Origin of the sequence: Streptomyces sp. NPDC086777, assembly GCF_040702065.1 — a bacterium.
Lineage (GTDB): Bacteria > Actinomycetota > Actinomycetes > Streptomycetales > Streptomycetaceae > Streptomyces.
On record NZ_JBFBJI010000005.1, the window covers coordinates 141275 to 152285 of the forward strand.

10 protein-coding genes and 1 pseudogene are annotated in these 11011 nt (G+C 71.6%); 6 read left to right on the top strand and 5 right to left on the bottom strand.

Going from position 1 to position 11011, the window contains the following annotated elements; all coding sequences use genetic code 11:
- Positions 1 to 389 precede the first annotated feature (389 nt).
- The 3 genes from AB0472_RS09590 to AB0472_RS09600 form a co-directional block, all read right to left on the bottom strand.
- Complete coding sequence (locus tag AB0472_RS09590; RefSeq protein WP_366354890.1) at positions 390 to 878, bottom strand: lipocalin-like domain-containing protein; 489 nt, start codon at positions 876 to 878, stop codon at positions 390 to 392.
- A 79-nt stretch (positions 879 to 957) separates the two neighbouring features.
- Entirely contained in the window at positions 958 to 2535 is a 1578-nt protein-coding gene (locus tag AB0472_RS09595; RefSeq protein ID WP_366354892.1) for an aldehyde dehydrogenase (NADP(+)), read from the bottom strand.
- Positions 2532 to 3161, bottom strand: a complete 630-nt coding sequence (locus AB0472_RS09600) for an isochorismatase family cysteine hydrolase (protein WP_366354894.1) — start codon at positions 3159 to 3161, stop codon at positions 2532 to 2534. The genes AB0472_RS09595 and AB0472_RS09600 overlap by 4 nt, the downstream gene beginning before the upstream one ends.
- Positions 3162 to 3331: 170 nt before the next feature.
- Here AB0472_RS09600 and AB0472_RS09605 point away from each other — a divergent pair, with 170 nt between their 5' ends.
- Positions 3332 to 3946 carry a TetR/AcrR family transcriptional regulator gene (locus AB0472_RS09605; protein ID WP_366354896.1) on the top strand — a complete coding sequence of 205 codons (615 nt, stop codon included), beginning with the start codon at positions 3332 to 3334 and terminating at the stop codon, positions 3944 to 3946.
- 453 nt (positions 3947 to 4399) lie between these two features.
- On the top strand, positions 4400 to 4882 hold the full coding sequence (locus tag AB0472_RS09610) for a hypothetical protein (RefSeq protein ID WP_366354898.1): 483 nt from the start codon (positions 4400 to 4402) through the stop codon (positions 4880 to 4882).
- A gap of 11 nt (positions 4883 to 4893) precedes the next feature.
- Here the strand turns inward: AB0472_RS09610 and AB0472_RS09615 are convergent.
- Positions 4894 to 5107: pseudogene (locus tag AB0472_RS09615) on the bottom strand (IS5/IS1182 family transposase); the annotation flags it as partial.
- 1135 nt (positions 5108 to 6242) lie between these two features.
- Here AB0472_RS09615 and AB0472_RS09620 point away from each other — a divergent pair.
- Together AB0472_RS09620 and AB0472_RS09625 are read left to right on the top strand one after the other, a co-directional pair.
- The gene (locus tag AB0472_RS09620) at positions 6243 to 6983 is read left to right on the top strand and encodes an SGNH/GDSL hydrolase family protein (RefSeq protein WP_366355184.1); all 741 of its coding nucleotides are present in this window, start codon (positions 6243 to 6245) and stop codon (positions 6981 to 6983) included.
- 106 nt (positions 6984 to 7089) lie between these two features.
- Positions 7090 to 7806, top strand: a complete 717-nt coding sequence (locus AB0472_RS09625; protein WP_366354899.1) for a hypothetical protein — start codon at positions 7090 to 7092, stop codon at positions 7804 to 7806.
- A 54-nt stretch (positions 7807 to 7860) separates the two neighbouring features.
- On the opposite strand, the gene AB0472_RS09630 is transcribed toward AB0472_RS09625, so the two are convergent.
- On the bottom strand, positions 7861 to 8868 hold the full coding sequence (locus tag AB0472_RS09630; RefSeq protein WP_366354901.1) for a hypothetical protein: 1008 nt from the start codon (positions 8866 to 8868) through the stop codon (positions 7861 to 7863).
- Positions 8869 to 9094: 226 nt separating this feature from the next.
- Between AB0472_RS09630 and AB0472_RS09635 the strand changes: the two genes are divergently transcribed.
- Entirely contained in the window at positions 9095 to 9955 is an 861-nt protein-coding gene (locus tag AB0472_RS09635; protein WP_366354903.1) for an aldo/keto reductase, read from the top strand.
- Positions 9956 to 10003: 48 nt separating this feature from the next.
- Entirely contained in the window at positions 10004 to 10936 is a 933-nt protein-coding gene (locus AB0472_RS09640; RefSeq protein WP_093508572.1) for an aldo/keto reductase family oxidoreductase, read from the top strand.
- The last annotated feature ends 75 nt before the right edge of the window (positions 10937 to 11011 follow it).

Here is an 11011-nt window from a genome sequence, read left to right on the forward strand (position 1 = left end):
CATGAAGCAGACGACCCGTCCGCCGGACCGCCGGACCGCGGGCGTCCGGGACGGGGCGGCCACCGCCGCCCCGTCCCCGGCCCGCACCAGGAAACGCCGCCGGCGCTCACCGACCGTCTGACCCCCACTCTGTAACCACGGGGCGGCCCGGCACCGCCGAAGCGCCCGGCCGCACCCACCCCGACCTCGCCCCCCTGACACCGTCGCGCGCGAATCACGCCGACGACCGAGGAGCGGGCGGTGTCCACCAACTTTCCGAGTGCGGCCGGAGGCATCGTTTCCCGAATCCGACTGCCATGGCACGTACCGCCCATCCAGACGCCCCGCCCGAAGAGCCGCGCTGCAAGCACGCCCGACCGGGCCGGCCCGGCAGTGGCCGCCGGTCCGGTTCAGGGCAGTCTGCTCCACGTGAGTTCAGCGGTGCGGTCCGCGCCCCACAGGCGGGTGGGGGTGGCGACGCGGAGCACGAGCAGGGGGCCGTCGAAGCTCACCTGCCGGACCTGGGACCGTCCGATCCAGTTCGGGAAGAGGCTGGTGGTGACGTGGTGCTCGACGGTGGCCGGCCCGACGACCTCGAACGGGCCGCCGTACGCGAGATAGCCGGCCGCGGCCCGGGCGAGCTCGTCGTCCGCCGCGTCCTCCAGGCGCGCCGACCGCAGAGGTGGGCGGTCGCCGCGGCCCAGTTGGGCGGACATGTATCCCTCGGGGGTGTAGACGATCAGGCCGTACGGCGTGGGGCCCAGCGGACTGATGACCTCGCCGTCGGTGCTCGTGGCGGTGTACGACACGAGCCGCCAGGCGCCGAGCAGCCTTTCCCGGACACGGTCACGCGCCGCGCGCGGCCGGTTCTCCGTCTCCGTTCGGTCGGTGAGGGACATGACAGGGATGCCTTTCGTTTCGGGAGAGCGGACGGGCTCCGTCCTGGAGGGGCGGACGGAGCCCGTAGGGAGTCGTCGGTCAGTGCCGACCGGGTTCGCCGTCGACGAGCCGCCAGACGCGCAGCGGGTTCGCCTGGCGCAGCGGCTCAGGCAGGAGGTCGTCCGGGAAGTTCTGGTAGGTGACCGGGCGGACGAACCGTTCGATCGCGCCCATGCCCACGGAGGTGAAGCGGCTGTCGGAGGTCGCTGGGAACGGGCCGCCGTGGGTGGTGGCGTGGGAGACCTCCTGAGGGATCGAGAAGGCGTTGAACACGATGCGTCCGGTGCGCCGTTCCAGGATCGGCAGGAGCCGTTCGGCCGCGGCGCGGTCGGCGCCGTCGGCGTGCAGGGTGGCCGAGAGCTGTCCGCGGAAGGCACGGGCCACCTCGAACAACTGCTCGGCGTCGGTCAGCCTCACCAGCAGGACCGCCGGGCCGAAGACCTCCTCGCGCAGGGCGGGTTCGGCCAGCAGCCGCTCGCCGGTGACCTCGTACAGCAGGGCCTGGCCGTCCCCGGCGCGGGCCGGGTCCGTGCCCGTGCCGACCAGGGCGGCGCCGCCGTCCTCCATACGCCGCGCGTTGCGGGTGTAGGAGTCGTGGATGCCGGGCGTGAGCATGGTCCGTGCCGCCGCCTTGCGCACCTCGGCGGTCGCGGCGTCCCGCAGCTCCCCGAAGCCGGGTCCGTCGACGGCGAGGAGGACGGCGGGCTTCAGGCAGGCCTGCCCGACGTTGTACATCGCGCGCTGCACCAGGCCGCCGCCGATCTCCGCGCCGCGGGCCACCAGGGCCGCGGGCAGGACGAACGTCGGGTTGACGCTGGTCATCTCGGTGAACACGGGAATGGGGTCGGGCCGCAGCTGGGCCCGGCGGTACAGGGCCATGCCGCCGCCCTCGGAGCCGGTGAAGGTGACCGCCCGTACCAGAGGGTGGTCGACCAGCGCCTCGCCGATCTCGTTGCCGGCGCCGCGGACGAGGGAGAAGACGCCTTCGTGCAGTCCCGCCTCGGCGACCGCCTGCTGGATGGCCCGGCCCTGGATCTCGGATCCACCGGGGTGGGCGTTGTGGGCCTTGACGACGACGGAGCAGCCGGCGGCGAGCGCGGAGGCGGTGTCGCCGCCCGCCACGGAGTAGGAGATCGGGAAGTTGCTGGCGCCGAAGATCACGACCGGGCCGAGGGCCACCTTCTGCAGCCGGTGGTCCATGCGCGGCGTGGGCCGGCGGTCCGGCTGGGCGGTGTCGACGGCCGCCTGGAGGAAGCGGCCCGCACGGACGACGTCGGCGAACCTGCGGAAGACGCCGGCCGTCCGGGTCGCCTCGCCTTCCAGCTGGCCGGCCGGCAGACCGGTCTCCAGCGCGGTACGGGCGGCGAGCTCGTCCCTGACCGCCTCCAGTTTGTCCGCGACGAGGTCGAGGAACGCGGCCCGCTCGGCGAGTGAGGTGTGGCTGTAGCTGTCGAAGGCGTCGTCCGCGAGGCGGACCGCGCGGTCGACCTCGGCCAGGCCGCCGAAGGCGAACTCGGGCTCGATAAGTCCCCCGGTGGCGGGGTCGAGCGCCTTCATGGTCCCGGCGGTGGCGGACACCCGGGCCGCGCCGATCAGCAGTTCTCCGGTCAGGGTCATGCGTGTGCTCCCTCGAACGCGGCGATGAGCTCGTCCGCGGTGGTGATGGCGTGGGCGTAGGTGGGGCCGTTCAGCTCGTGCGCGGCGTGCATCATCTCGGGCTTGAAGGCGGCGGTGGCGTCGCGCACCAGCGTCACGTGGTAGCCGAGTTCCATGGCGAACCGGCCCGTGGACTCGATGCAGGTGTTCGCCAGGAGCCCGACCAGCACGACGTGGGTGATGCCGTGCTGCTTGAGCTGGAAGTCCAGGTCGGTGTTGGCGAACCCGCTCTGCGCCCAGTGCTCCGCGACGACGACGTCCGCCGCCTGCGGCTGAAGGTCCGGGTGGAACTCACCGCCCCAGGTGCCGCGGGCGAAGCTGTGCCGCTCCATGATGCTGAGCTGGGTGGGGTTGGGGTGGTCCCACGTCTCGTAGTCACCCGGCTCCCAGCGGCGGTGCGGAACGAACACCACGCGTACGCCCGCCTCGCGGGCGCAACCGATGACGGAGCGCAGGTGGTCCAGCAGACCGGTCTCGTGCGCCATGGACTCCAGGCGCGGCCAGATCAGGCCGCCCTCGGACAGGAAGTCGTTGTAGGGGTCGATCAGGAGAACGGCCGTGCGGTGTGGGTCATAGCTCTGGGACATGGTTCCAGCTCCAATCTGGCTTATGCCTGACATCCAGATTAAGGATTATGGGCATCATCCTGAAAGTCAAGCGCATGACCTCCCACCTCACCTTCGACGTGCTGGTGTATGATGACCGTCATCCAGATGTGTGAGGCGCACCGCGTCGATCCACGAGAGGCAGGCACGGCATGGGCCACTCCCAGGCGGAGAAGGCGGCGAGCCGCGAGCGAGTCCTGCGGATCGCCGCGCGCAAGGTCCGCACCGACGGCATCGGCGGCCTCGGCATCGCGGACCTCATGAAGGAGGCCGGGCTCACGCACGGCGGCTTCTACAAGCACTTCGCCTCACGCGACGACCTCGTCACCCAGGCCGCCGCCGCCGCCCTCGCCGAGGGTTCCGCCAAGATGGAGCGGGCCGCGCGGAAGAACGACCAGGACGCGCGGGCCGGCCTCCTCGACGCGTACCTCGCCAAGCAGCACCGCGACACACCAGGCACCGGCTGCGCGCTGGTCCCCCTCGGCGCCGCCGCCGGACGTGACGACACCGGGGGCGACCTCCACCTCAAGGAAGCCTACGAGCGGCAGGTCCGCGCCTACCTGGACCTGATCGCGGGCCTGGACGATGACACCGACGACGCCGACGCCACGGACGCCAGGGCCGAGGCCGTACTCACGCTCAGCGCCCTGGTCGGCGCCGTGCTCATGTCCCGGGCCGTGGCCGACGAGGGACTCTCCGACGAACTCCTGGAAACGGTCAACGCCCAGCTCAAGAAGCGCGGCCGGGCCCTGCCCCCGTCCGCCTGACCCGTCCGCGGGGACCGGCTCGCTCCGCTCGCGTACGAGGTGCCGGAGCCGGACTCCCGGCACGTCCCTCACGGACGCCGCCGTCCCCCTCACCGACGCCCGGGCGCCGTCCGCGGCCGGCCGGTGCCCCTACCCGCACCCTCGGACCGCGGCGGAATCCCGCCCGCGCGGGGATCGGACCGTTCTTCCCACGCCTGCCGTGACGGCACCCTGCGGGGCGAAGCAGCCGGTCCGGGGAGTCCGGCCGGATCCGCTTCCCGGCTGTGTTCGGGGAGCCCTCGACGGGCGCACAACACCGAGACCGGGCTCCGCGCCTTCCCGCGGGGTTCCAGCCTCGACGCCGCGGCCTGGCCCCTGCAAGCGCGCCGACGCCGTAGGTCGCGGCCGACAATGATCACGCGCGGCGGTTCTTCTCGGTGGAATCGGGTGACTTCCTGTGGGAGGGTCTCGCACGTGATCAGTCAGGATGGCGTCCGGGTCCGCGAGCTCGTACTCGTGGAGGGAGTTCGCCCTGCGGACGTTGTGCGTGCTCATCGCGAAGCGCTTGACGTGCTGCGTTCAAGCATCGACACAGCCCATATCGACGCCTACAGCGATGACGCCTGGCCGACGGAAGTCCTGCCCTCGTACGAGCACGCGCTGTCACTGGCTCGGCAGGAGGTCGTGAGCGGTGCCCGGTCCAGGCGGTCCGATCCTGGAATGGGGATCGACCTCGATGTCCGAGACGACGGGCACTTCAAGGTGCTGACGGACTTGGCACCCTACACAATCCACGCCGAAGGCCGGCGGCACGGCCGACTGGTCTTCAGCGCCAGCGACTCGGGAACGGCCCTGTGGATTGAGGTCACGCAGGAACAGGAAGCAGAGCTACTGTCCCGGTTGGGTCGGCTCGGGATCCCATCGGATGTTCTCACTGCCCTGCCCCCTGGGCGCTGAGTACCTGCCAGTCAGGGCTCGCGAAGCCAGAGGCTCAGCCAGGCAATCCGCAGCCCGGCCCGGTAGGTCCGCGGGCTTGTTGGAGTGGGTTGCCGGCCGCTGCCGCACGGTACTGCCGAGTCGGCTGAAGCACCTCTCAACGACGTTGCGGCACTTGTACGCCTCCGCGTCGAAGGCGGGTGGTCGGCCGTCGCAGAAGGCTCGACGGAGCCCATTGGCCCCTACCGGCGCCTGGCCCCGGACTACGAGACCGGCGCGGCCCACTCCGAAACCATGATCCGCCGGACAAGGATCGGCAGCATGGTCCGCCGACTCACCCGGGGCCGCTCGGCAACCCGACCAGGTCCTCGACCGCTCTCACGCGTCGTCGGCCGACACAGCGCACGTCCCCTCACGTGTCGCACAACCCGCCCCACGGCGCGCTGAACCCGAGCCGGTTCGGGTAGAACTCGGCCCAGTCGTCCTGCTCCTCTCCGGGCCCACGCCGTCGGCACCAACCAGCAGTTCGGCCTGCCGACCTGACGGGGCAGAAGGCAGTAAGGACCCCCTGCAAAATGCTCCGTCGCACACGCGTGTGACGGAGCGCGGCGCACTGCGAGTGAGCGCAGGACGCGCGCAGGTCGCATTGCGACGGAGGGCCAGGTGTTACGCGCGTAAATTCTGCGACCGACGGCTTGCCGACAGCCTCTGGGGTCACGATACTTCAGAATTGAACTTGTCAGGAGCACGTCCAGCCTGTCCAACCGGCGGGCCCGTATGCCGCACCCACTCGCCCCTCTGACCCGCATCCCCCCACAGGAGGAACGCATGCGGATCAAGAAGCCCAGCACCGCGAGACGCACGGAACCGATCGCCACAGCGCCCGGCCCGATGACGGCAACCACCCCGACGACCCTCCCCATCACCCGCACGGACGGATCTCCGCCGAGGATCAGCCCGCCCTCCCGCGACCATGCGGCGGGAGCACCTCACGGAGGCCGCCGACCCGCCACCGTCGCGTGCGCACCTCGACTCCCACTTCAAGGCCCGTGACCGGCATACCGAACCCGTACGGCACCGGCATGCACTGACGGCCGCCCTGCCGCGCCCTCGCGGCACGCACACCACCCCCACCGGCCCGCCGGGGGTGTCTCACCGCCCTCTCGCGGCGGCCCTCCCTGTTCACCGGCGCCCTGGTCCCGCTCCCCCGAGACCGGAGCGCGAAGGCGGAGTGCCGCAAGAGGGTTGACCTGTCATGCACACAGCAAACTCACGCTCCTTTCGTGCGCCACCCGATGGAATCCGACATTCCACTTCTGGAGGTCCCGTGAGATCGACCAAGTCGCTGTCCCTGCTCGCAGCTCTGGGCGCCGCAGCCCTCATCGGCCTGGGCCTGGCCGCTCCCGCCGAGGCCGCCGGACCGGTGTACGTCGCGCTCGGCGACTCGTACTCCGCCGGCAACGGCGCGGGCAACTACGACAGCGCGAGCGGCAGCTGCCACCGCAGCCTCAGCTCCTACCCCTACCTCTGGAAGAACGCGCACGCCCCGTCGTCCTTCGCGGACACGGCCTGCTCCGGCGCTGTCACCACCGACGTGACGAACTCCCAGCTCGGCCCCCTCAACTCCGCGACCACGCTGGTCTCCGTCACCATCGGCGGGAACGACGCGGGCTTCGCCGACGTCATGACGGCCTGCGCCACGGATTCGGACTCCGACTGCGTCAACAGGGTCAACCAGGCGGAGACGTTTGCGCAAAACACCCTGCCCGCCCGCCTCGACGCCACCTACGCCGCGATCCGCGCCAAGGCCCCCAACGCCAAGGTGGTCGTCCTGGGTTACCCGCACCTCTACACCCTCAACGTCTTCTGCATCGGGCTCAGCGACACCAAGCACCGCAAGATCGACGAGGCCTCGGACGTCCTCGACAGTGTCATCCAGGGCAGGGCCGCCGCGCACGGCTTCGTCTTCGGCGACGTCCGCACCACGTTCAACGGGCACGAACTGTGCTCCGGCGACGACTGGCTGCACTCCATCGTCATCTCGCCGACCTGGGAGTCCTACCACCCCACCGCCACCGGCCACGCGTCCGGCTTCTACCCCGTCCTCAACGCCAACAGCTGACCGGCCCACGACCGCGCGCAGGCACCGGGCTCCCGGGGTGCCTGCGCGCGAGGCACAATGACCCATGGATGCCCGCCGCGGCGGGCCGGGGCGAGGGGGCGGCGACGTGGCGCACTGGCAGGGAACCGACTTCACCGTGGACGGTCGCGAGCCGACCAGCGCCGAGGACCACTACCAGATCGGTCTGCACTGCTGGAACAGCGCGCAGCACCGCGCCGCGGCCCCCTATTTCCTGGAGACCGCCGCCTCCGCCGGTCACGACGCCGCCGTTGAACTCTTCGGGCACATCGCCTATCTGCAGGGCCACTACGCGATCGCGGTACCGCTGCTGCGGCGGAGCACCGAATCGCCGCGGGCGGCCTACTACCTCGGCACGCTGTACCACCAGGGCTGCCCCGAGGCGGGTATGGCCCAGTCGCTCGACGACGCAGCCCGCCACTACCGGGCCGCGGCCCGGCTGGGCGAACCCGAAGCCATGCTGGCCCTGGGCGAGTTGTACCTGGAGCGGCTGCTGCCGCTGACCCGGACGCCCGCGGAACACGCGCTGGAGCACTTCCTGGCGGCCGCCGAGCGTGGCCACCCCTACGCCCAGTACCGTGCCGCCGAGCTCTACCGCACCCTCTACCAGGACACCGGACGCGCCGCCGCCCTCTACCGGTCCTGCGTGGACAACCCGATGACCGGCCGCCATCCGCTCGGGTCGATGATGACCCTGCAGAGCCAGGCACACCTGCGCGAGGAGGCGGCGACGCGGGCGGCCCGCGCGGCGCAGCAGCGGCGCGACGCCGTCAACCCCGTGGAGCGACGGGGCGACTTCATCTGAGCGGTGCGGCCGGGCAGTACCTGCCCCACCCCCCTGGTGCCGCGCACCGGCCGGTCACGCGCACGCCAGCTCCCACAGGAAGGCCGAGAGCGTCCGTACCAGCTCCCGCGTCTCCTCGGTCTGGACCCGCAGGGTCTCCGGTACGCGGGACAGCTCCCAGTCGGCCGCATCCCGCGGCTCCTGCCGCTCGGCCGCCCACAGCAGCCGTATCTCCTCGGTGCTGGTCCGCAGCTCGGCGCAGGCGCGAGCCGTGGCCTCCAGGGCCTGCGCCGGCGGCTCCGGGGTTCCTGCGTCGTCGCGCGGCATCGCCTCTGCGGCCCCGGTGAGCACGTCGGCGAGGACGACCAGATGCGTCGCGCGGGCCAGCCAGCCCGGGGCCCGGCCACCCCGCGCGCCGGTGACGGCGGCCGGTTCCCGGTCCAGGGACAGGCGGCCGTACAGGGACCGCTCCCGGGCGCCGGGCCGCCAGGTCCCCTGCTCCCGGAGCACGTCGGCCCGCCGCATCGCCTGCCGGGCCAGCGCGATCACCGCCGGCCAGTCGCCGCGCTCCCAGTCGGGGGTCGCCAGGATCTCCCGGACGCGGTAGCCGACCGTCGCCACCGGCCGCACTCCGGCCGGGGCGGCCCGCGGGAGTTCGGGGGTGAGATGGGCGAGCAGGACGGTTCTGGCCCTGGCCACCGCCTCGACGCCGCCCACCCCGATCCCGCCGTCGCGGGCCGCATCGGGCATCGGGCCCGCCGCCGGCGGAGCGGCCGCGGGGTCGCAGTGGCGCAGGACATCCGCCAGGGGGACCTCGTCGACGAGGATCCCGGCGTCGTAGGCGGTGCGCCACAGCAGGAGACCAAGGGTGTGCGGGCCGCTCCCCCACGGCCACTTCACGCGTGCGCCCGGATCAGCGACGTGCCGCCGGGACGCCGACGCGCCGAAGAGGAGATCCTGCTCCTGGTACCACGCGGTCATCAGGCCCCCCTGACGACAGGCCCGCTCCCAGGCGCCGCACCCGCACACGGCCCGGTGCCGCGACTCCCACCCGTCCGCGTCCAGCTCCACCTCAGCGTCCACGCGACGAACCGTACCCGTGCGGCGGGACGGTGCCGCACACACCGTCCGGGCGTCCGGCAGGGGCGGCGACGTGGACGCGCCGGACACATTCAGCGATTCCCTTTCTCAATGTCATGACCAACAACTGTTGGACCTCTGAATCATCGATTCCTAGGCTCGGCCGAGCAGGCCTTCCGTACGGGAAGACCTCGACCACCTGTCTTCCACACCCCGGAGGAAACGTCCGATGAAGCAACGCACGATCGGCGGACGGACGGTTTCGGCGATCGGGCTCGGCGGTATGCCGATGTCCATCGAGGGCCGCCCCGAAGCCCGCAGGTCGATCGCGACGATCCACGCCGCGCTGGACGCCGGTGTCACGTTCGTCGACACGGCGGACGCGTACCACCGCGACGCCGCCGAGGTAGGACACAACGAGGAGCTCATCGCCGGGGCCCTGCGCACGTACGGCCGGGGAGCGGACGACGTGCTGGTCGCGACGAAGGGGGGTCACCTGCGGCCCGGCGACGGCAGCTGGACCGTGAACGGTGACCCGGCCTATCTCAAGCGGGCCGCCAAGGAGTCGGCCAAGCGCCTCGGCGTCGAGGCGATCGGCCTCTACCAGTTCCACCGTCCCGACCCGCGGGTCCCGTACGCCGATTCGATCGGCGCGATCCGTGACCTGCTCGACGAGGGCGTGATCCGCATGGCGGGCATCTCGAACGCCACCGTCGACCAGATCGACGAGGCGAACCGGATCCTGGGCGGTCGCCTCGACTCGGTCCAGAACCAGTTCTCGCCGAGGTTCCGCTCCAGTCTGCGCGAGCTGGAGCACTGCGCCGAACTCGGGATCGCGTTCCTGCCCTGGAGCCCACTGGGCGGCATCGCGAACGCGCCCGAACTCTCGGCGCAGCAGGCCACCTTCCGCGAGGTCGCGGACGAGGTCGGCGTCAGCGTCTACCGGGTGACCCTGGCCTGGCAGCTCGCCCTGGCGCCCGTGGTGGTCCCGATCCCCGGGGCCTCCCGCCCCGAAAGCATCCGTGACTCGGCGGCCGCCGCCGACGTCGAGCTCACCGCGGAGCAGATTTCCCGCCTGTCGGCGGCCTGAGGTGCCCGGCACCGCACCGCCCACCCACTGATGGACAAGGACCCGATCGTGAAGACGTTCAAACTGCCCGGCACCGACATGGTCGTCCCGAACATCGTGCTCGGCCTGATGCGCATCCAGGACAAGAGCGACGCCGAGGTACGCGAACTCCTCGCCACCGCGATGGACGCCGGCATCACGTTCCTCGACCACGCCGACGTGTACGGCAGCGAACTGCACGGCTGCGAGCGCCGTTTCGCCGAGGCGATGCGGCTGAGCCCCTCGCAGCGCGAAAAGCTGATCATCCAGTCGAAGGCGGGCATCGTCCGCGAAGGCCCGTACTTCGACTTCTCCTACGAGCACCTCGTCGAGTCGGTGGACGGTTCGCTCAAGGCTCTCGGCACCGACTACCTCGACATCCTGCTGCTGCACCGTCCCGACGCCCTGGTCGAACCCGAAGAGGTCGCGCGTGCCTTCGACGACCTGGCCGCGGCGGGCAAGGTGCGGGCCTTCGGCGTCTCGAACCACACCCCCCGCCAGATCGACCTGCTGCGCCGCCATGTCAGTCAGCCGCTGGTGGCGAACCAGCTCCAGCTGTCGATCACGCACGCCCCGCTCGTCGCGCAGGGCGTCGCGGCCAACATGCAGGGCCTGGACCAGTCGGTCAGCCGTGACGACGGTCTCCTGGACTACTGCCGACTGCACGACATCACCGTGCAGGCCTGGTCGCCGTTCCAGGCCGGATTCTTCGACGGGCCCTTCCTCGGCTCCGAGCGCCACCCGGAGCTCAACGCCGTCATCGACCGCCTGGCGGCGAAGTACGGGGTGCCATCCCTTGCCATCGCGACGGCCTGGATCACCCGCCACCCGGCCCGGATGCAGGTGGTCATCGGCACGACCACCCCGCAGCGCGTCGCGGACGCCGCCCTCGGATCGGACGTCCCCCTGACCCGTGCGGAGTGGTACGAGCTGTTCCGCGCCGCCCAGTACATCGTTCCCTGACCGTCGCCCCACCCGGACAGCGGCGAGCCGTACGCTCGCCGCTGTGCGGCGGGTCCACGGGCGCTTCGAGCCGCC